Origin of the sequence: Pantoea eucrina (assembly GCF_002095385.1) — a bacterium.
GTDB classification, from domain to species: Bacteria; Pseudomonadota; Gammaproteobacteria; order Enterobacterales; family Enterobacteriaceae; genus Pantoea; species Pantoea eucrina.
This window is the reverse complement of sequence record NZ_MIPP01000055.1, coordinates 1-19,981: the sequence shown is the minus strand read 5'-3', so window position 1 is coordinate 19,981 and position 19,981 is coordinate 1. Positions and strand designations below refer to the sequence as shown.

Here is a 19,981-nt window from a genome sequence, read left to right as displayed (position 1 = left end):
AGGCGACTATTTTTCAATCGGTAAATCGTCGCGGCTGCCCCATTCGCCCCAGGAGCCGTCATAGAGCGTTGCGTCGCGGACGCCCAGCGCCGTCAGCGCCAGAATCAGCACCACCGCCGTTACGCCCGAGCCGCAGCTGGCAACGATGGGCTTATCCAGCGCCACGCCTGCCTGCGCAAACTGCTGACGCAGCTCGGCGGCGGGTTTCAGCGCGCCATTCTCCACCAGACTGTTCCACGGCAGATTCAGGCTGTACGGAATATGTCCGCGCAGCAGGCCGGGACGCGGCTCATCCACCTCAGCGTTAAAGCGGTTTGCTGCGCGCGCGTCCACAATCTGCGCGCCTCCTTCATGGCTGAGCAGCAATACATCGTTCAGTCGCTTCACCTGACTGCTGTCGAAGTGTGCCGCGAAGTCACCTTCCGGCAGCGCCACCGGGCCGTCTGCGGTAGTCAAACCTGCGGCTTTCCAGCCCTGCAGACCGCCGGCCAGAATGGAGATGCGCTGACAGCCAAAGGTGCGCAGCATCCACCAGGCGCGCGGGGCAGAGAAGAGATTACCCTCGTCATACACAATCAGATGCTTATCCTGCACCACCCCCAGCTCACGCATTGCGACAGCAAAACTCTCCGGGCGGGGCATCATATGCGGGTAAGGGCTGGTGTGATCGGAAAGCGCTTCAATATTAAAGAAAGCTGCCTGCGGCAGGTGACTGGCCAGATACTCTGCGGTGACATCGCGCACTGCATCCTGACCCGGCGGAACCATGCGCGCATCCAGCACCTGTACTTCTTTATCACCGTAGTGCTCATGCAGCCACTCAGCAGATACAAACAGGGAAACCGTCATTGCCATCTTCTCTCTTCTTGCGGAAAAAGTCAGTCTCCGGGAATGTGCAGGCTATCTCAAGCCCGCAATGGCTAAAGTGAGCGCCGCGGGATGAAAATGCAGCATCTGTTCTGCTGAAGATATCCGGCCTGCAGCACAGGGCGTAAACCCGTGGCGGGTGCGTCACGGTGCAGCCTGCACCGCAAAAAGTAATTATTTTCAATAATTCCACCAATCACTCATAGGCAACACGCGTCGATCTCCCTATAATCGGCGCGTTTTTCTTACCGGGAGAGGGTTCCCGGTTTATTCAGGATGCTAATTCAGAGGTAATCATGGCAATCGAACGTACTTTCTCCATCATTAAACCAAACGCCGTTGCTAAGAACGTTATCGGTGCTATCTACAACCGTTTTGAGAGCGCGGGCTTCAAAATCGTTGGCGCAAAAATGCTGCACCTGACCAAAGAGCAGGCTGAAGGCTTCTACGCTGAGCACAAAGGCCGTCCATTCTTTGATGGTCTGGTTGAGTTCATGACCTCTGGCCCGGTAGTGGTTTCTGTTCTGGAAGGCGAAAATGCCGTTCAGCGTCACCGTGACCTGATGGGTGCGACCAATCCGGACAACGCACTGGCAGGCACCCTGCGTGCAGATTACGCAGACAGCTTCACCGAAAACGCGACCCACGGTTCTGACTCTGCAGAGTCTGCTGCCCGTGAAATCGCTTACTTCTTCGCTGAAAACGAAGTCTGCGCGCGCACCCGCTAAGTGCATTGCGGCTGAAGCGGACAGGGGAGTTTACACCTTTTACGCTGGCGTAAAACGGTTACCCTGGCATCGTGCCGCAGTTATAGTACAATAATGCGCCCCTGTTGAGCCTGGCTCAGCCGGGGCGCTGTTTTTTCTTCTTCCTAACCAGAGCCGTAACGTGTAACAACGAGGCCAGAGATTATTATGTCTGAACAGATTGTGACGCCAGCTGACGCGTCCCCCGCCGTGGTTTCTCCTAAAAACGAAAAAATTAACCTGCTCGATCTCAATCGTCAGCAGATGCGTGAATTTTTTATCGAAATGGGCGAGAAGCCGTTCCGTGCCGATCAGGTCATGAAGTGGATTTACCACTACTGCTGCGATGATTTCGAGCAGATGACGGATATCAACAAAGTGCTGCGCGGCAAGCTGATGCAGCGCGCAGAGATCCGCGCGCCGGAAGTAGCGGAGGAGATGCGCTCCAGCGACGGCACCATCAAATGGGCGATTCGCGTAGGCGATCAGCTGGTGGAGACGGTCTATATTCCGGAGGCGGAGCGCGCCACGCTGTGCGTCTCTTCTCAGGTAGGCTGCGCGCTGGAGTGCAAATTCTGCTCTACGGCGCAGCAGGGTTTTAACCGCAACCTGCGCGTTTCCGAAATTATTGGTCAGGTATGGCGCGCGGCCAAAATTATTGGCGCCGCGAAAGTCACCGGCCAGCGTCCTATTACCAACGTGGTGATGATGGGCATGGGTGAGCCGCTGCTCAACCTGAACAACGTCGTGCCGGCGATGGATATTATGCTGGATGATTTTGGCTTTGGCCTCTCCAAGCGCCGCGTCACGCTCTCCACCTCAGGCGTTGTGCCCGCGCTGGATAAGCTTGGCGATATGATTGACGTAGCGCTGGCGATCTCGCTGCACGCGCCGAACGATACCATTCGCGATGAAATTGTCCCGATCAACAAAAAATATAATATCGAAACCTTCCTGGCGGCGGTGAAGCGCTATATCGGCAAATCCAATGCCAATCAGGGCCGCGTGACCATTGAGTATGTGATGCTGGACCATATCAACGACAGCACCGACAATGCGCATGAGCTGGCGGCGCTGCTGAAGGATACGCCCTGCAAGATCAACCTGATCCCATGGAACCCCTTCCCGGGAGCCCCTTATGGCCGCAGCTCCAACAGCCGTATCGATCGCTTCTCTAAAGTGCTGATGGACTATGGCTTTACCACTATCGTGCGTAAAACCCGCGGCGATGATATCGATGCGGCCTGCGGCCAGCTGGCGGGCGATGTGATCGACCGTACCAAGCGTACGCTGCGTAAAAAGATGGCGGGTGACGCTATCTCTGTGAAGGCGATCTGAAACCGCACGCCCGCCGATTCGCTGCGGGCGTAAAGCGTGGCACTCTCCCGGTTTATTCGCAGGGAGAGCGCTATGCTAAAAGGATTAGGTATTGCCGTTGCGGCAGGCTTTGTTGTAACCGGGTGTGTCACCGGCCCGTCATCACATCGTGCGGCGGATATTCGTCTGCAGCTGGGACTGCACTATTTAGCCGCAAATAATTTAGCGGCTGCTGAACGCAATCTGCTGCAGGCGCAGCGCGTGGCTCCTGAAGATTACCGCGTGCCCCTGGCGCTGGCGCGGGTCGCTCAGGCGCAGCAGAATAGTATACAGACGCGCCGGTACTACCAGCGGGCACAACAGTTAGCGCCCGCTAATGGTTATGTCGCTAACAATTACGGTGCGTTTCTCTGCAGATTAGGGCAGTATGGCGAAGCGCATCAACAGTTTAAGCTGGCAAGTGCGGCGCCGGAGAGCGATGCCCGTCAGGATCTCCTTCTGATTTCAGGCTATTGTTATCTGCAGGCGGGCGACGAGGCCGCCGGGCGCAAACGGCTGCTGCAGGCGCTGGAAGCCGCACCTGAGCAGGGAAACTGGCTGCTGGAGGAGGGTGAACGGCAGCTGATGCAGCCGGCAGGAAAAATGCTTCCCGTGCTTTTAGAACTCTACCATCAGCGTCTGCCCGCAACGGCAGAGAGTCTGTGGTTACAGATACGTTTCGCCGCGCAACAGGGAAACGCTGCTGACGTTACACGTTATGGCGACCGGTTGGCGCGAAGTTTTCCACAATCGATACAGTACCAGCGTTATTTAGCTAATGAATACTGAAGCCACTCAAGAAAAATCTGCAGTACATTCCACAGGTGAACGCCTGCGTCTGGCCCGTGAGCAGATGGGGCTGACGCAGCAAAACGTCGCTGAGCGCCTGTGCCTGAAACTTTCTACCGTGCGTGACATTGAAGAGGATAAGTCGCCGGCCGATCTCGCATCGACCTTTCTGCGCGGTTATATTCGCTCCTATGCCCGCCTGGTTCATGTACCGGAAGACGATCTGCTGCCAATGATGGCAAAGCAGGCGCCGGTGCGCGCGGCCAAAATCGCGCCGATGCAGAGCTTCTCGCTGGGCAAGCGCCGCAAAAAGCGCGATGGCTGGCTGATGATCTTTACCTGGCTGGTGGCGTTTGTTGTTATTGGCCTGACCGGCGCTTGGTGGTGGCAGAATCACAAGGCTTCGCAGGACGATCTGGTCTCAATGGCCGATCAGAACGGCAGCAGCGACGGCGGTCAGTCTATTCCGCTGGGCGATACCAGCACCGACAGCACCAGTGACAGCGACACCAATGCCGCCGGCACGCCGGTTGATAACGGTGCCGGCGCGGTGACCTCACAGAGCAGCACCGCTGGCAGCGCGGATAACAGCAGCCGCGCGCCGGCTGCCTCTTCGGCCACCTCTGGTGATAACGCGGTCGTTTCTCCTTCGCAGGCGCCGGTTGATAACGCGCCGCCAGCGGCCACCTCGCCGGCACCGGCCAACAGCGTCGCAGCTGGCAGCATGCCAACCGCGAGCGCGGCTGTCAGCCAGCCCGCAGGCGATCCCAACGCTGTGGTCATGAATTTCAAGGCCGACTGCTGGCTGGAAGTCAGCGATGCAACCGGCAAAAAACTGTTCAGCGGGATACAGCGTAGCGGTGGCAAGCTCAGCCTCTCCGGCACGCCTCCGTATCGTCTGAAAATTGGCGCACCGCGTGCGGTTGACGTGCAATATCAGAATCAGCCCGTTGATTTAAGTCGTTTTATCCGTAATAACCAGGTTGCCCGTCTGACGCTGGGTGCGCAATAACGCGCAGCGCGCTTTCCGGGGAATTGTGGAGAGAAAATATGCATAACGAAGCACCCATTATCCGTCGCAAATCAACGCGTATTTACGTCGGCAAGGTGCCAGTCGGCGATGGTGCTCCCATCGCCGTTCAGTCCATGACTAATACCCGCACCACCGACGTGGAAGCCACGGTTAACCAGATTCGTGCGCTGGAGCGTGTGGGTGTGGATATCGTGCGCGTCTCGGTGCCGACCATGGACGCGGCGGAAGCCTTTAAACTGATTAAGCAACAGGTCAACGTGCCGCTGGTAGCGGATATTCACTTTGACTACCGTATCGCTCTCAAAGTGGCGGAGTATGGCGTTGACTGCCTGCGTATCAATCCGGGCAATATCGGCAACAACGAACGTATTCGTCAGGTTGTGGACTGCGCCCGCCATTACAACATTCCGATTCGTATCGGGGTGAACGCCGGTTCACTGGAGAAGGATCTGCAGGAGAAGTATGGCGAACCCACGCCGCAGGCGCTGCTGGAATCCGCTATGCGCCATGTCGATCATCTCGATCGTCTGAACTTCGATCAGTTCAAAGTCAGCGTTAAAGCCTCTGATGTGTTTCTTGCCGTAGAGTCTTACCGCCTGCTGGCAAAAGCGATCGATCAGCCGCTGCATCTCGGGATCACCGAAGCGGGCGGCGCGCGCGCGGGTGCGGTGAAGTCGGCAATCGGCCTTGGTCTGCTGCTGGCAGAGGGCATCGGCGATACGCTGCGTATTTCGCTCGCAGCCGATCCGGTAGAAGAGGTAAAAGTTGGCTATGACATCCTGAAATCACTGCGCATCCGTTCGCGCGGGATCAACTTTATCGCCTGTCCGACCTGCTCACGTCAGGAGTTTGATGTGATCGGTACCGTGAATGCGCTGGAAGAACGGCTGGAAGATATTATTACGCCGATGGATGTCTCCATTATCGGCTGCGTAGTCAACGGTCCGGGCGAGGCTACCGTTTCGACGCTCGGCGTTACCGGCGGCAGCAAGAAAAGCGGTTTCTACGAGGATGGCGTTCGTCAACGCGATCGTCTCGACAACGATGACATGATCGATCAGCTGGAAGCGCGCATTCGTGCCAAGGCATCCATGCTGGATGAGAGTCGTCGAATCAGCGTGCAGCAGCTGGAAAAATAACCAGGCGGTGCGCGCCCGGCGCGTACCAGTTTATGAATGAACCTGTGCGGTTTCATCCTCATAAGGTATGATGCCGGACAGGTTTTTTTGTATTAAGAGATTTTAACGTGGCGAAGAATATTCAAGCGATTCGCGGGATGAACGACTTCCTGCCAGCCGACACCGCAATCTGGCAGCGTATCGAGGGCACCCTGAAGCAGGTGCTGGCCAGCTATGGCTACAGTGAAATCCGTCTGCCAATCGTCGAGCATACCCCACTGTTCAGCCGTGCCATTGGTGAAGTGACCGATGTGGTTGAAAAAGAGATGTACACCTTTGAAGATCGTAACGGCGAAAGCCTGACGCTGCGCCCGGAAGGCACGGCGGGCTGCGTACGTGCCGGTATTGAACATGGTCTGCTCTATAACCAGGAGCAGCGCCTCTGGTATGTCGGTCCGATGTTTCGCTACGAGCGTCCGCAGAAAGGGCGCTATCGTCAGTTTCATCAGATGGGCGTCGAAGTGTTTGGCCTGCAGGGGCCGGATGTTGATGCTGAGCTGATTATGATGACCGCGCGCTGGTGGAAAGCGCTGGGCATCGCTGACCACGTTGAACTGGAGCTGAACTCCATCGGCTCTCTGGCGGCGCGCGCGGACTACCGCAGTGCGCTGGTGGCGTTTCTGGAGCAGCATCAGGATGTGCTGGATGAAGATTGCAAACGCCGCATGTACACCAATCCGCTGCGCGTGCTGGACAGCAAAAATCCGGAAATTCAGGCGCTGCTGAATGATGCGCCAACGCTGGGCGAATTCCTGGATGAAGAGTCGCGCGCCCACTTCACCGGACTCTGCGCGCTGCTGGATGATGCCGGTATTCGTTATCGCGTCAACCAGCGTCTGGTGCGCGGCCTCGACTACTACAACCGCACCGTCTTTGAGTGGGTCACCAGCAGCCTCGGCTCGCAGGGCACCGTATGCGGCGGCGGGCGTTACGATGGCCTGGTTGAGCAGCTGGGCGGACGAGCCACGCCAGCGGTAGGATTTGCCATGGGTCTGGAGCGGCTGGTGCTGCTGGTGCAGGCGGTGAATCCTGAATTTGAACCGACGCGGGTTGTTGATGTCTATGTTATCGCTTCAGGGCAGGGCGTTCAGTCTGCGGCTATGCAGCTGGCGGAAACGCTGCGTGATGCCAACCCGGCGCTGAAGCTGATGACCAACTTCGGCGGCGGCAACTTTAAAAAGCAGTTTGCCCGTGCAGATAAATGGGGCGCACGCATTGCGCTGGTGCTCGGCGAAGATGAAGTGAAAGCGGGCCAGGTGGTGATTAAAGATCTGCGCACCGGCGACCAGCAGACGCTGGCTCAGCAGGACGCCGCTGCGACGTTGCAGACGCTGCTGCAGTAAGCAGCACGCGGCAACAGCCATTTTAAGGAGAGGGATTGCGTGGAAGTTTACAGCAACGAGAATGAACAGGTTGATGCGCTGCGCCGCTTTTTCGCCGATAACGGCAAAGCGCTGGCGATTGGCGTGGTAGTAGGGATCGCGGCGCTGGGCGGCTGGCGCTACTGGAGTTCGCATCAGGAAAATTCAGGCAAAGCGGCATCTGCGGAGTATCAGCAGCTCACCAGCGCGATGCAGGCGGATAAACCGGAAAGCCTGGAGGCCGTTGCCAGCTTCGCCAGCGAAAACAGCAATACCTACGGTGCACTGGCCGCGCTGGACCTGGCGAAGCAGTACGTTGAGACCAGCCAGCTTGATAAAGCCATTGCGCTGCTGCAGAAAGGACTAAACGACACCAAAGATGCCAATCTGCAGGCGGTTATCAACCTGCGTCTGGCGCGTATTCAGCTGCAGCAGAAGCAGGCTGATGCCGCGCTGGCTACCCTGGATAACGTTAAGGGTGACGGCTGGAGCGCGATTGTGGCAGATATTCGCGGTGAAGCATTGCTGAGCAAAGGCGACAAGCAGGGCGCGCGCGATGCCTGGAGTAAAGGCGCGGGTTCGCAGGCTTCTCCGGCACTGAAGCAGATGCTGCAGATGAAAATAGATAACTTAAGTTAAGCCAGACAAGAGAGCGCACATGGAATTACGTAAATACCTGCTGCCAGGGCTGATTTCCGTCACTCTGCTCAGCGGTTGCTCGCTATTCAGCGGCGAAGAAGATGTAGTGAAGATGGCTCCGCTGCCGAAAGTGGAAAATCAGTTCACGCCGGAAACTGTCTGGAGCACGTCAGTAGGCGACGGCATTGGCGATTTCTACTCCAACCTGCATCCGGCATGGCTGGACGGCACCGTTTACGCTGCCGATCGTTTTGGCGTGGTAAAGGCGCTGGATGCCAGCAACGGTAAAGAGAAGTGGAAAGTCGATCTCTCTGAGAAGACTGGTTTCTTCTCGAAAAACATCTCTGCGCTGCTCTCCGGCGGCGTCACCGCCAGCGGCGATCGGATCTATATTGGCAGCGAGCGCGGGCAGGTATTTGCACTCAACAGCAGCGACGGCTCGCTGGCGTGGCAGACCAAAGTCGCCGGTGAAGCGCTCTCCCGTCCGGTGGTCAGCGATGGCCTGGTACTGGTTCACACCAGTAACGGTATGCTGCAGGGACTGGATCAGAGCAGCGGTGCGGTAAAATGGACCGTGAACCTCGATATGCCGGCGCTTTCGCTGCGCGGTGAGTCTGCGCCTGCGGTCGCCTTTGGCGGCGCTATCGTTGGCGGTGATAACGGTCGCGTCAGCGCGGTGATCCTGAACCAGGGTCAGCTGATCTGGCAGCAGCGCATTTCACAGCCGAGCGGCGCGACGGAGATCGATCGTCTGAGTGACGTCGATACCACGCCGGTTATCGTTAATGGCGTGGTCTATGCGCTGGCGTACAACGGTAACCTGACCGCACTCGACCTGCGTTCCGGTCAGATTATGTGGAAGCGTGAAATCGGCGGCGTTAAAGATTTGATTGTCGACGCCGGACGCATCTATCTGGTGGATCAGGACGACCGCGTGATAGCGCTTAACGCCGATGGCGGCGTAGCGCTGTGGCGTCAGAGCGATCTGCTGCACCGTAATCTGACGGCACCGGTGCTGTTTAACGGTTATCTGGTTGTGGCAGACAGCGAAGGTTACGTGCACTGGATCAACACGCTGGATGGCCGCTTTGTGGCGCAGCAGAAACTGGACAGCGACGGCTTCCAGACCGAGCCGGTTGTGGCCGGTGACAGACTGCTGATTCAGGCGAAAGGCGGCGAGGTTTACGCCATCAGCCGTTAAGTCCTGAGCGCGCGGGAATGGATTTCCGTCAGTAATTACGGCTCCTGATTCGTCAGGAGCCGTTCTGTTTTTTGTCAGGCGTGATATTCTAGGCGCCTTAAGCCTGAAGCGGGCGGCAAATGTCGTTATACTCACGCCATTCGGGCGATTCATTTTTAAACTGAGGCAAGTGTTATGGTACCTGTGGTCGCGCTGGTTGGGCGTCCCAATGTGGGGAAATCCACGCTGTTTAACCGCTTAACGCGCACCCGTGATGCGTTAGTGGCCGATTTCCCTGGACTGACTCGCGATCGCAAATATGGTCGCGCCGAAGTGGAAGGGCGCGAATTTATTGTTATCGATACCGGCGGTATTGATGGCACCGAAGAGGGCGTAGAGAACCGCATGGCGGAGCAGTCGCTGCTGGCGATTGAAGAAGCGGATGTGGTGCTGTTCATGGTTGATGCCCGCGCAGGCGTTATGCCGGCGGATCAGCAGATCGCTAACCATCTACGCTCCCGTGAAAAAGCGACGTTCCTCGTAGCGAACAAAACGGATGGCCTGGACGCCGATGCCGCCGTGCTGGACTTTTACGCGCTAGGTCTGGGTGATATTCATCCGATTGCCGCCTCGCACGGTCGCGGCGTTACCTCGCTGCTGGAAACCGCGCTGCTGCCGTGGATGGACGTGGCAGACCCGCAGGAAGTCAGCGAAGAGGATGAAAACGAAGCCTACTGGGCCGCATTAGCCGCAGAAGAGAGTGGCGAAGAGGCGGAAGAGGAAGAGGAGTTTGATCCGACCGGCCTGCCGATTAAGCTGGCTATCGTGGGTCGTCCTAACGTAGGTAAGTCAACGCTCACCAACCGTATTCTTGGTGAAGATCGCGTGGTGGTCTATGACATGCCAGGCACGACGCGTGACAGCATCTATATCCCGATGGAGCGTGACGAGCGCGAATATGTCCTGATCGACACCGCCGGGGTGCGCAAGCGTGGCAAGATCACCGATACCGTTGAGAAATTTTCGGTGATCAAAACCCTGCAGGCGATCGAAGATGCTAACGTCGTGATGCTGGTGATTGACGCGCGTGCCGGTATCTCCGACCAGGATCTCTCCCTGCTGGGCTTTATCCTCAACAGCGGACGTTCGCTGGTGATTGTGGTCAACAAATGGGATGGCCTGTCGCAGGAAGTAAAAGATGAAGTGAAAGAGACGCTGGATTATCGTCTCGGCTTTATCGATTTTGCCCGCGTACACTTTATTTCGGCGCTGCACGGCAGCGGCGTAGGTAACCTGTTTGAATCCGTAACGGAAGCGTACGACTGCTCAACCAAACGCGTAAACACCTCCATGCTGACGCGGATTATGAATATGGCAGCAGAAGATCATCAGCCGCCGCTGGTGCGGGGCCGTCGCGTTAAGCTGAAATATGCGCACGCCGGTGGATACAACCCGCCTATCGTGGTCATCCATGGTAATCAGGTAAAAGATCTGCCCGATTCCTACAAGCGTTATCTGATGAACTACTTCCGTCGCTCGCTGAACGTTATGGGTACGCCAATCCGTATCCAGTTCAAAGAGGGTGATAACCCGTATGCCGGCAAACGCAATCTGCTGACGCCGACGCAGCAGCGCAAGCGCAAGCGTCTGCTGGCACACCTGAAAAAGAATAAGCGTTAAGTAAAAAAGAGCCCGCCGGGCTCTTTTTTTTTGCCTGTGATTTAACAGCGGCTTAGCCCGGCAGATGTAGCAAAAATGCTATTGGCCGGTAAACCCTGCGTTATGATCGTTCACTTTCAATTGTACCATCTGGTACAATCCTGCCGCCTTATGGTGAGCTCGCCTGATATGCCGCGTTCTCATGCATGAGTGCGCGGTTGCGGACTGCTTTGCGGTTCGTCATTAAACAGGGTGCTGCTGTGTCCCGCGACGAAGCCGGACAGGCGGCATGCACTATTTTTCAGGAGAGTTTGTGTGAAGGCAGAACATTCCACTCGCCCCGGCAGGGGACTCAGCGTCTGGTCCGTGCTGTTCGGGCTGGTGCTGCTGGCGATCGGCCTGTTTTTCGCTATTGGCGGCGGTAAACTGGCGGCGCTGGATGGCAGTAAATACTTTCTGATTGCCGGTATCGTTATGATAGCGTCGGCGGTCCAGTTTATGCGGCGTAAAGCGTCAGCGGTGACGCTGCTGGTCCTGGCGTTTATCGGAACCCTGATCTGGGCGGTAATGGATGCCGGCTGGCACTTCTGGCCGCTGGTTTCCCGGCTGATGGTGCCGGCGGGGCTGATGCTGTTCGCATTTCTGACCTGGCCTGCGCTGCGCAAAAGCGAAGGCAAAGCGCCGCTGGCAACGCTCTCTTACGCACTGTCAGCGCTGATTGCGGTTGGCATGATCGCTACCGTGGTGCAGATGTTTCAGCCGCATCCTACCGTGGCCTTTACCGGTTCGCAGCTGCCGCTGATCCCGGTGGATAAAAGCAAACCGCAGCAGGACTGGAGCAGCTACGGCCGCACGCCGGAAGGGGATCGTTTTGCGGCGATTGATCAGATCACGCGTGACAACGTTAATGAACTGCAGGTTGCCTGGACCTTCCGTACCGGCGACACACCGCTCAGCCCGACCGGCAATGGCGCTGAAGATCAGCAGACGCCGCTGCAGGTTGGCAACACGCTCTATCTCTGCACGCCGCACAACAATGTGATTGCGGTAGAAGCGGACAGCGGTAAGCAGATCTGGAAGCGTGAAATCAATGCGCAGGCGGAAGTGTGGAACCGCTGCCGCGGTCTGGCCTATTTTGACGCCACCAAACCGGTGACGCAGCCCACGCAGCCAGGCTCCACGCCGGTGCCGGCACCGGTTCTGGCCGCAGGCGACAGCTGCCAGCGCCGTATCCTGATGAACACGATCGATGCGCGTCTTATCGCGATTAACGCCGACAACGGTGAGTTCTGCGCCAGCTTTGGCAACAACGGCGTGGTTGACCTGAAGCAGGGGCTGGGCAAGGCGCCCGATCCGCTCTATCAGCTGACCTCCGCACCGCAGGTTGCCGGTACCACCGTGGTAGTCGGCGGTCGCGTGGCGGACAACGTGCAGACCGATATGCCAGGCGGCGTACTGCGCGGCTTTGATGTGATCAGCGGTAAAATGCGCTGGGCGTTCGATCCAGGCAACGACGATCCGAATGCGGTACTGATGCCGGGCCAGGATTATACCCGCAGCACGCCGAACTCCTGGGCGCCGCTCTCCTACGATCCGGCGATGAACACCGTGTTCCTGCCGATGGGCAGCTCGTCAGTGGATCTGTGGGGCGCGAATCGCACAAAGCTCGATCACACCTACGGTGCATCCATCCTCGCGCTGGATGCCACTACCGGCAAACAGAAGTGGGTCTATCAGACAGTTCACAACGACCTGTGGGACTTTGACCTGCCGATGCAGCCAAGCCTGGTCGACTTCCCGATGAAGGATGGCACCACCAAACCGGCGGTGGTCATCGGGGCAAAAACCGGCATGATCTGGGTGCTGGACCGCCTGACCGGCAAGCCGCTGACCAAAGTGGAAGAGCGGCCGATGCCGCAGGGGCACATCCCGAACGAGCAGTACACCAAAACCCAGCCGCACTCGGTTGAGATGCCCAATATCGGCAACCAGACGCTGACGGAATCCGATATGTGGGGCGCGACGCCGTTTGACCAGCTGGCGTGCCGTATCGCGTTTAAAGGCATGCGCTATGACGGTCTGTTCACCGTACCGGACACGGACAAATCGCTCAGCTTCCCGGGGTCTCTGGGTGGTCTGAACTGGGGCAGTATCTCGTTTGATCCCAACAATCAGTATATGTTCGTCAACGATATGCGCCTTGGCCTGTGGGTACAGATGATCCCGCAGGACACCAGCAAAGTGGCTCGCGGCAGCAACGGCGGTGAATCGGTTAACACCGGCATGGGCGCCGTACCGCTTAAGGGCACGCCATATGCAGTGAATAAAAACCGCTTTATGTCGCCGCTCGGCATTCCGTGTCAGGCCCCGCCGTTTGGTACGCTTTCAGCTATCGACATGAAAACGCGTCAGATTGTCTGGCAGGTGCCGGTGGGTACCGTGCAGGATACCGGCCCGTTTGGTATCAAAATGCACGCGCAGATGCCGGTAGGTATGCCAACGCTGGGCGGTACGCTGGCGACGCAGGGCGGACTGGTGTTTATCGCCGGTACGCAGGACTACTACCTGCGCGCCTTTGACAGCTCAACCGGTAAAGAGGTGTGGAAAGCGCGCCTGCCGGTCGGCAGCCAGGGTGGCCCAATCAGCTATGTCTCACCCAAAAATGGCAAGCAGTACATCCTGATCTCTGCCGGTGGCGCACGCCAGTCGCCGGACCGCGGGGATTATGTGATTGCTTACGCGCTGCCAGACAGCAAGTAAGAGCAGCAGGGCCGGCAGAGGATGCCGGCCTTTTTTTGCCTACTCTCCGTTCTGCCACAGCGCCTGCAGCGCTGGCGGCGCATCTTTTTCCGCTACGTAAATCACGATAGCACCCGCCTCATGGTGGGTGGCGTAGGTGATCTGGATGCGGAAATAGTGCTGATCGCCACTGCCTGCGGAGGTAGCCTGTTCCGCCTGCTCGCCGAGCGGCAGCGCCTGCTCCAGCACCTGACAGACCCGCTGTTTCTGCGGTTCCGGCAGCTGGGCCAGCGCAAAACGCCGCTCTTTACGCAGTTTGGGAATAAAGGCGAAGCCGCCCTCCCGCGCCAGCTCTACGATCGCGTCATCCGTCAGTTCTATGTTCACTTCACACCCACCTCTTGCCAGGCGGCCTGGATCTGCTCCGCGACCTGCCGATCAAAGCGTTTTGCCGCATGCTCAACGGTAAAGCGGGCAAAGGTGCTGAAATCAGCATCCTGCGGCAGGGTTTTGTCACACAGCGTGTCATACCACGCCTGACCGGCGCGTTCCCATGCAAAACCGCCCAGCGCGGTGGCCGCAAGATAAAACGCGCGGTTAGGAATACCGGAGTTGAGATGCACGCCGCCGTTGTCATCACGCGTTTCGATATAGTGCGCCATATCCGCCGGCTGCGGATCTTTACCCAGCAGCGGGTCATCATAGGCGGTGCCGGGGGCTGACATGGAGCGCAGACCGCTGCCGTTAATGTCTTTAGCCAGCAATCCTTCGCCGATGATCCAGTCCGCTTCCTCCGCGCGCTGCTGCCGCTGATACTGTTTTACCAGTGAGCCAAAGACATCAGACATCGACTCATTCAGCGCGCCCGCCTGCTGAAAGTAGATCAGTCCCGCTTCGCTTTCCGTGACGCCGTGCGTCAGTTCATGGGCGACCACGTCAATCGCGATGGTGAAGCGATTAAAAATCTCGCCGTCACCGTCGCCAAAGACCATCTGCTGGCCGTTCCAGAAAGCGTTCTGATAATTCTGGCCGTAGTGCACGGTACCGTCCAGCTTCAGCCCTTTGTTGTCGAGCGAGTTTCGCTGATAAACGTTCCAGAAAAAATCATAAGTAACGCCCAGATAGTCCCAGGCTTCATCCGCAGCCACGTCGCCGTTGCCAAGCTGACCTTCCTGACGTATCAGCGTGCCGGGCAGCGTCTGACTCTCTCTGGCATCAAAAATGGCGCGCAGCACCTGACCTGGCCGGGCGATATCCGCCGGTGCGATGACGCGGTGCGGCTCCGCCATTAGCTGCTGAACGTGAGTAAGCGTGCGGCGCGCCGACTCCTGTTGCGGCCCTGCACAGTTGTCGATGATGTTACGCAGAATATAGGGGGGAATTACGCTGTATGACATGCCGGACTCCCTGGGTGATGGGTATGCAAAGAGTATAGACCGGGGTCAGGCAGAGCAGGAAACGTGCAGGCAGGGAGGGGATCTCCCTGCGTGCTGGTCAGGATTGGCGGGGTTTACGGCGGCGTTTCAGCGGCGTGAGGGCGGTGACTTCGCTCTCCACCCAGCCATCTTCCAGCCGGGTGCGCAGCCTGTCGCCTGGCTGCAGCGGCGCGATCTGTTTTACAACTTCGCCCTGCGCATCGGTGGTAACGCTGAAGCCGCGCGCCAGCGTCGCCAGCGGGCTGACTCCTTCCAGCTGCGCCATCAGCGTGCCAAAGCGCTGGCGATCCTGTCCCAGCTGCTGCTGCATGCTCTGCTGCAGACGGTAGTGCCACTGCGCGAGCTGCTGCTGCGCGCGCAGGATGCGCCCCTGTGGCTGCTGCGCACTGAGCCGCTGCAGCAGCCGATCCTGCTGGCGTTGCGCGCTGCGCAGCTGCCGATCGGCGGCTGCGCCTAAGCGACGCTGCAGCTGAAACAGGGCGGTCTGCTGCCGTGCCAGGCGCAGCTGCGGATGCTGCTGCTGCAGGCGATGCTGAAGCTGCGTGAGATAACGCAGCTTCCCGGCGAGATAGTAGTCCATCGCCATCTCCATGCGCTGCTGCTGTGACTGCAGCTGCCGCAGCAGCTCGACCTGATTGCGGCTGACAATCTCAGCGGCGGCAGAGGGCGTGGGCGCGCGCAGATCGGCGACAAAATCGGCGATAGTGACATCCGTTTCATGCCCCACGGCGCTGACCACCGGCAGGCGGCTGGCAAAAATCGCACGCGCCACGCGCTCATCGTTGAAGCACCAGAGATCTTCCAGCGAGCCGCCGCCGCGGCCGACAATCAGCACGTCACATTCGTTACGCTGGTTGGCCAGCTCGATAGCGCGCACGATGGCAGCGGGCGCATCGGCCCCCTGCACCACGGTGGGGTAGATAACTACCGGGAGTGAGGGATCGCGGCGGTGCAGCACGCGCAGCACATCATGCAGCGCGGCGCCGGTTGCGGAGGTGATCACTCCGACCTGGCGAGCCGGATCGGGCAGCGGCTGTTTGAACTGCTGATCGAACAACCCTTCTGCGCTGAGCTGCGCTTTCAGCTGCTCAAACTGCTGCTGCAGCAGGCCTTCACCCGCCGGATGCATGCTTTCAATGATTAACTGATAGTCGCCGCGCGGCTCATACAGCGTGACGCTGGCCCGCACCAGCACCTGCTGCCCGTGCTGCGGCCGGAACGTCACGCGCCGGTTGCTGTTGCGGAACATCGCGCAGCGCACCTGTGCGCCATCATCTTTCAGCGTGAAGTACCAGTGGCCGGACGCGGGCTGCGTGAAATTGGAGATCTCAGCGCTGAGCCACACCAGGCCCATCTCATTTTCCAGCAGCGTGCGCACCGTGGTGTTGAGGCGGCTGACGGTAAAAATATTGGCGGTTGCAGGTAGCGACATGTGATGAAGATCAAATTTTAAATCAGAGGGTTAATTCATCGATACTACAGGGCTGCTGCGCAGGATCAAGACTTTTTCTGAAAAGCAGTAGAGGCAATCGGTTTCGTCCTGTATAATGCCGCGGCAATATTTTATCTGTTTTCAACGCCCCCAGGTGGAGATATTGCAATGCTAAGAATCGCGAAAGAAGCCCTCACATTTGACGACGTCCTGCTCGTTCCCGCTCACTCCACTGTATTGCCTAACACCGCTGACCTCAGCACCCAACTGACCAAAAACATCCGTCTGAACATTCCTATGCTCTCTGCTGCGATGGATACCGTGACCGAAGCGGGTCTGGCGATTGCGCTGGCACAGGAAGGCGGCCTCGGCTTTATTCATAAAAATATGTCGATTGAGCGTCAGGCTGATGAAGTGCGTAAGGTGAAAAAGCATGAGAGTGGCGTGGTAACAGAGCCGCAGACCGTGCTGCCAACCACGACGCTGGCGGAAGTGAAAGAGCTTACCGATCGCAACGGCTTTGCCGGCTATCCGGTCGTCAACGCCGGTAACGAGCTGGTGGGGATCATCACCGGTCGCGATGTGCGCTTTGTAACCGATCTGACGCTGCCGGTTACCGCGGTTATGACGCCGAAAGAGCGTCTGGTGACGGTAAAAGAGGGTGAGGCGCGCGAAGTGGTGCTGCAGAGGATGCATGAAAAGCGCGTTGAAAAAGCGCTGGTGGTGGATGAGAGCTTCCACCTGCTGGGCATGATTACCGTAAAAGATTTCCAGAAAGCTGAACGTAAACCCAACGCCTGTAAAGATGCGCAGGGTCGTCTGCGCGTGGGCGCGGCGGTGGGTGCCGGCGCCGGTAACGAAGAGCGCGTGGATGCGCTGGTTGCCGCTGGCGTTGATGTGCTGCTGATTGACTCTTCGCACGGCCACTCCGAAGGCGTACTGCAGCGCATTCGTGAAACCCGCGCCAAATATCCTGACCTTGAAATCATTGGCGGCAACGTTGCCACCGGCGCCGGTGCCCTGGCGCTGGCTGAAGCGGGCGTCAGCGCGGTGAAAGTGGGGATTGGCCCCGGCTCTATCTGTACCACCCGTATCGTCACCGGCGTAGGCGTTCCGCAGATCACCGCTGTTTCTGACGCCGTTGCGGCGCTGGAAGGCACCGGTATTCCGGTCGTGGCAGATGGCGGGATCCGCTTCTCCGGCGATATCGCTAAAGCGATCGCCGCAGGCGCAGCCGCTGTGATGGTGGGCTCTATGCTGGCCGGCACCGAAGAGTCTCCGGGTGAGATCGAACTCTATCAGGGCCGCGCATTTAAATCGTACCGCGGTATGGGCTCACTCGGCGCAATGTCCAAAGGCTCTTCTGACCGTTACTTCCAGACCGATAACGCCGCAGATAAGCTGGTGCCGGAAGGTATCGAAGGCCGCGTTGCCTATAAAGGTCGCCTGAAAGAGATCGTCCATCAGCAGATGGGTGGCCTGCGCTCCTGCATGGGCCTGACCGGCTGCCCGACCATTGATGATCTGCGCACCAAAGCGGAGTTTGTCCGCATCAGCGGCGCCGGCATCAATGAGAGTCACGTGCACGATGTGACCATCACTAAAGAGTCACCGAACTACCGCATGGGTTCCTGATCCCTGAAGATTTCCCGCCCGGCTCTGGCCGGGCGCTTTTATTGTTAAGTCCATCCCACTGGAAATGCCTCAATGACGACTGAAAATATTCATAAACATCGTATCCTGATCCTCGATTTTGGTTCGCAGTATACGCAGCTGGTTGCGCGCCGCGTGCGTGAGCTGGGCGTCTACTGCGAACTCTGGGCGTGGGATGTCACCGAAGAGCAAATCCGTGCGTTCAACCCGAACGGAATTATCCTGTCAGGTGGCCCTGAGAGCACCACCGAGCTGGACAGCCCGCGCGCGCCTGAGTACGTCTTTAACGCTGGCGTGCCGGTACTGGGCGTCTGCTACGGCATGCAGACTATGGCGATGCAGCTGGGCGGCAAGGTTGAAGGCTCAAATGAGCGCGAGTTTGGCTATGCGCAGGTGGAAGTCACCACGCAGAGCGCGCTGGTGCGTGATATCGAAGATGCGATCAGCGCCGCCGGCAAGCCGCTGCTGGATGTCTGGATGAGCCACGGCGATAAAGTCACCGCAATTCCGGCTGACTTCGTCACCGTCGCCAGCACTGAAACCTGTCCGTTTGCCATCATGGCGAATGAAGAGAAGAAATTCTACGGCGTGCAGTTCCATCCGGAAGTGACGCACACCCGTCAGGGACTGCGCATGCTGGAGCGCTTTATCCGCGATATCTGCGGCTGTGAAGCGCTCTGGACGCCGGCGAAAATCATTGAAGACGCCGTTGAGCGTATCCGCCAGCAGGTGGGCAGCGACCGCGTGATCCTCGGCCTCTCCGGCGGCGTTGACTCCTCGGTAACCGCCATGCTGCTGCACCGCGCTATCGGCGATCGCCTGACCTGCGTATTTGTTGATAACGGTCTGCTGCGCCTGAATGAAGCGGAGCAGGTGATGGATATGTTTGGCGACCATTTCGGTCTGAACATTGTCCACGTACCGGCGGAAGCGCGCTTTCTCGATGCGCTGGCGGGTGAAAACGATCCGGAAGCCAAGCGTAAAATCATCGGCCGCGTGTTTGTTGAGGTGTTCGACGAAGAAGCGCTGAAGCTGACCGAAGTGAAGTGGCTGGCGCAGGGCACCATCTATCCGGATGTGATTGAGTCCGCTGCTTCTGCCACCGGTAAAGCGCACGTGATCAAATCGCACCATAACGTGGGCGGCCTGCCGAAAGAGATGAAGATGGGCCTTGTTGAGCCGCTGAAAGAGCTGTTCAAAGATGAAGTGCGCAAGATCGGTCTTGAGCTGGGCCTGCCATATGACATGCTCTACCGTCACCCGTTCCCGGGACCGGGTCTTGGCGTGCGCGTGCTGGGCGAAGTGAAGAAAGAGTACTGCGATCTGCTGCGCCGCGCCGACGCCATCTTTATTGAGGAGCTGCGCAAAGCGGATCTCTACAATAAAGTGAGCCAGGCGTTTACCGTGTTTCTGCCGGTGCGCTCCGTCGGCGTAATGGGCGACGGCCGTAAGTATGACTGGGTGGTCTCACTGCGCGCGGTGGAAACCATCGACTTCATGACCGCACACTGGGCGCATCTGCCATACGATTTCCTTGGCCGCGTCTCCAACCGCATCATCAATGAAGTCAGCGGCATCTCCCGCGTGGTGTATGACATCTCCGGTAAGCCACCGGCGACGATTGAGTGGGAATAACCCCGTTCTGACATAAAGCCCGCCGCATGCGGGCTTTTTTTATGGCTGAACCGCAGCCGCAGCGCACGATGATGGGTCTGCCGTCGCGTTGCGTGCCAGCGCATAGTTGGTGAATAAACAGGCGCCGTTTTGCTGCATAATAACGCACTTCTTTTTCTGCCCCGGATACCCTGAATGCTGCCTGTGAAACTTATCCTGCTGACTTTTCTTTGTGCCGTGATCCTGTCGCTGGCGGCGAGCCTGGCGCAGGCGACGCGCAGCGGCGACCTGCAGACCGG

General features: G+C 58.3%; 16 protein-coding genes. 12 read left to right on the top strand and 4 right to left on the bottom strand.

The annotated features are described in order from the left end of the window. Positions 1-6: 6 nt before the first annotated feature. Positions 7-849, bottom strand: coding sequence for a 3-mercaptopyruvate sulfurtransferase (gene sseA / locus HA43_RS17025; protein WP_094112191.1), 843 nt, complete (start codon positions 847-849; stop codon positions 7-9). Positions 850-1,163: 314 nt separating this feature from the next. Between sseA and ndk the strand changes: the two genes are divergently transcribed. From ndk to HA43_RS16975, 10 genes are all read left to right on the top strand, one after another. Continuing rightward, positions 1,164-1,595: a nucleoside-diphosphate kinase gene (gene ndk / locus HA43_RS17020; RefSeq protein WP_039379630.1), complete on the top strand. Its 432-nt coding sequence runs from the start codon at positions 1,164-1,166 to the stop codon at positions 1,593-1,595. Positions 1,596-1,781: 186 nt separating this feature from the next. After that, entirely contained in the window at positions 1,782-2,951 is a 1,170-nt protein-coding gene (gene rlmN, locus HA43_RS17015; RefSeq protein ID WP_039379627.1) for a dual-specificity RNA methyltransferase RlmN, read from the top strand. Between the two features lie 72 nt (positions 2,952-3,023). Beyond that, positions 3,024-3,758: a type IV pilus biogenesis/stability protein PilW gene (gene pilW / locus HA43_RS17010; protein ID WP_071667896.1), complete on the top strand. Its 735-nt coding sequence runs from the start codon at positions 3,024-3,026 to the stop codon at positions 3,756-3,758. Continuing rightward, positions 3,748-4,770 carry a cytoskeleton protein RodZ gene (gene rodZ / locus HA43_RS17005; protein WP_071667897.1) on the top strand — a complete coding sequence of 341 codons (1,023 nt, stop codon included), beginning with the start codon at positions 3,748-3,750 and terminating at the stop codon, positions 4,768-4,770. Before pilW ends, rodZ begins: the two co-directional genes overlap by 11 nt. A 38-nt stretch (positions 4,771-4,808) precedes the next feature. Then, positions 4,809-5,930: a flavodoxin-dependent (E)-4-hydroxy-3-methylbut-2-enyl-diphosphate synthase gene (gene ispG / locus HA43_RS17000; protein ID WP_039379618.1), complete on the top strand. Its 1,122-nt coding sequence runs from the start codon at positions 4,809-4,811 to the stop codon at positions 5,928-5,930. A 107-nt stretch (positions 5,931-6,037) separates the two neighbouring features. Continuing rightward, on the top strand, positions 6,038-7,312 hold the full coding sequence (gene hisS / locus HA43_RS16995) for a histidine--tRNA ligase (protein WP_039379615.1): 1,275 nt from the start codon (positions 6,038-6,040) through the stop codon (positions 7,310-7,312). A 39-nt stretch (positions 7,313-7,351) separates the two neighbouring features. Then, the gene (locus tag HA43_RS16990; RefSeq protein ID WP_039379613.1) at positions 7,352-7,969 is read left to right on the top strand and encodes a YfgM family protein; all 618 of its coding nucleotides are present in this window, start codon (positions 7,352-7,354) and stop codon (positions 7,967-7,969) included. A 19-nt stretch (positions 7,970-7,988) separates the two neighbouring features. Continuing rightward, on the top strand, positions 7,989-9,170 hold the full coding sequence (bamB, locus tag HA43_RS16985) for an outer membrane protein assembly factor BamB (RefSeq protein WP_071667898.1): 1,182 nt from the start codon (positions 7,989-7,991) through the stop codon (positions 9,168-9,170). A 174-nt stretch (positions 9,171-9,344) separates the two neighbouring features. Further along, positions 9,345-10,829 carry a ribosome biogenesis GTPase Der gene (gene der, locus HA43_RS16980; RefSeq protein ID WP_039379608.1) on the top strand — a complete coding sequence of 495 codons (1,485 nt, stop codon included), beginning with the start codon at positions 9,345-9,347 and terminating at the stop codon, positions 10,827-10,829. Between the two features lie 294 nt (positions 10,830-11,123). Beyond that, a complete protein-coding gene (locus tag HA43_RS16975) occupies positions 11,124-13,568 on the top strand; it encodes a glucose/quinate/shikimate family membrane-bound PQQ-dependent dehydrogenase (protein WP_039379605.1) in 2,445 nt (814 codons plus the stop codon). A gap of 39 nt (positions 13,569-13,607) precedes the next feature. Here HA43_RS16975 and HA43_RS16970 read toward each other — a convergent pair whose 3' ends face one another. The 3 genes from HA43_RS16970 to xseA form a co-directional block, all read right to left on the bottom strand. After that, positions 13,608-13,934: a protealysin inhibitor emfourin gene (locus tag HA43_RS16970; RefSeq protein ID WP_039379602.1), complete on the bottom strand. Its 327-nt coding sequence runs from the start codon at positions 13,932-13,934 to the stop codon at positions 13,608-13,610. Then, positions 13,931-14,944, bottom strand: a complete 1,014-nt coding sequence (locus tag HA43_RS16965) for a M4 family metallopeptidase (protein WP_094112190.1) — start codon at positions 14,942-14,944, stop codon at positions 13,931-13,933. Before HA43_RS16965 ends, HA43_RS16970 begins: the two co-directional genes overlap by 4 nt. A gap of 97 nt (positions 14,945-15,041) precedes the next feature. Continuing rightward, positions 15,042-16,415, bottom strand: coding sequence for an exodeoxyribonuclease VII large subunit (gene xseA, locus HA43_RS16960; protein ID WP_071667900.1), 1,374 nt, complete (start codon positions 16,413-16,415; stop codon positions 15,042-15,044). A gap of 168 nt (positions 16,416-16,583) precedes the next feature. On the opposite strand from xseA, the gene guaB reads away from it, so the two are divergent. After that, entirely contained in the window at positions 16,584-18,050 is a 1,467-nt protein-coding gene (guaB, locus tag HA43_RS16955) for an IMP dehydrogenase (protein ID WP_071667901.1), read from the top strand. 72 nt (positions 18,051-18,122) lie between these two features. Continuing rightward, positions 18,123-19,703, top strand: coding sequence for a glutamine-hydrolyzing GMP synthase (gene guaA / locus HA43_RS16950; protein WP_071667902.1), 1,581 nt, complete (start codon positions 18,123-18,125; stop codon positions 19,701-19,703). Positions 19,704-19,981: the final 278 nt, after the last annotated feature.

What these genes read in the sequence shown, in the direction of transcription:
- sseA (WP_094112191.1), bottom strand. Translation starts at nt 849, where the DNA reads ATGACGGTTTCCCTGTTTGTATCTGCTGAGTGGCTGCATGAGCACTAC.
- ndk (WP_039379630.1), top strand. Translation starts at nt 1,164, where the DNA reads ATGGCAATCGAACGTACTTTCTCCATCATTAAACCAAACGCCGTTGCT.
- rlmN (WP_039379627.1), top strand. Translation starts at nt 1,782, where the DNA reads ATGTCTGAACAGATTGTGACGCCAGCTGACGCGTCCCCCGCCGTGGTT.
- pilW (WP_071667896.1), top strand. Translation starts at nt 3,024, where the DNA reads ATGCTAAAAGGATTAGGTATTGCCGTTGCGGCAGGCTTTGTTGTAACC.
- rodZ (WP_071667897.1), top strand. Translation starts at nt 3,748, where the DNA reads ATGAATACTGAAGCCACTCAAGAAAAATCTGCAGTACATTCCACAGGT.
- ispG (WP_039379618.1), top strand. Translation starts at nt 4,809, where the DNA reads ATGCATAACGAAGCACCCATTATCCGTCGCAAATCAACGCGTATTTAC.
- bamB (WP_071667898.1), top strand. Translation starts at nt 7,989, where the DNA reads ATGGAATTACGTAAATACCTGCTGCCAGGGCTGATTTCCGTCACTCTG.
- der (WP_039379608.1), top strand. Translation starts at nt 9,345, where the DNA reads ATGGTACCTGTGGTCGCGCTGGTTGGGCGTCCCAATGTGGGGAAATCC.
- HA43_RS16965 (WP_094112190.1), bottom strand. Translation starts at nt 14,944, where the DNA reads ATGTCATACAGCGTAATTCCCCCCTATATTCTGCGTAACATCATCGAC.
- xseA (WP_071667900.1), bottom strand. Translation starts at nt 16,415, where the DNA reads ATGTCGCTACCTGCAACCGCCAATATTTTTACCGTCAGCCGCCTCAAC.
- guaB (WP_071667901.1), top strand. Translation starts at nt 16,584, where the DNA reads ATGCTAAGAATCGCGAAAGAAGCCCTCACATTTGACGACGTCCTGCTC.
- guaA (WP_071667902.1), top strand. Translation starts at nt 18,123, where the DNA reads ATGACGACTGAAAATATTCATAAACATCGTATCCTGATCCTCGATTTT.